This window comes from Mesorhizobium sp. M7A.F.Ca.CA.002.04.1.1 (assembly GCF_004022805.1).
Lineage (GTDB): Bacteria > Pseudomonadota > Alphaproteobacteria > Rhizobiales > Rhizobiaceae > Mesorhizobium > Mesorhizobium ciceri.
On the sequence record NZ_RZPL01001335.1, the window covers coordinates 1 to 419 of the forward strand.

The following is a 419-nucleotide window of genomic DNA, read 5'->3' on the forward strand; positions in this document are numbered from 1 at the left end:
GCCGTCATCCGCGTCGGCGGCGTCACCGAGTCGGAAGTCAAGGAAAAGAAGGACCGCATCGACGATGCGCTGAACGCCACCCGCGCGGCGGTCGAGGAAGGCATCGTGCCCGGCGGCGGCGTCGCTCTGCTGCGTGCCCGCTCGGCGCTTGGCGGCCTGACCGGCGCCAATGCCGATGTCACGGCCGGCATCACGATCGTGCTGCGGGCGCTCGAAGCGCCGATCCGCCAGATCGCCGAGAATTCCGGCGTCGAAGGCTCAATCGTCGTCGGCAAGCTCACCGACAGCAAGGACCACAATCAGGGTTTTGACGCCCAGAACGAGGTCTATGTCGACATGATCAAGGCAGGCATCGTCGATCCGGCGAAAGTGGTGCGCACCGCACTCCAGGATGCCGGCTCGATCGCAGCCCTTCTGAT

General features: G+C 65.9%; 1 protein-coding gene. It reads left to right on the forward strand.

Annotated features, from left to right (window positions below):
- Positions 1-419: TCP-1/cpn60 chaperonin family protein (locus ENZ75_RS34075; RefSeq protein WP_281061344.1), on the forward strand; the 419-nt coding region annotated here is incomplete at both ends.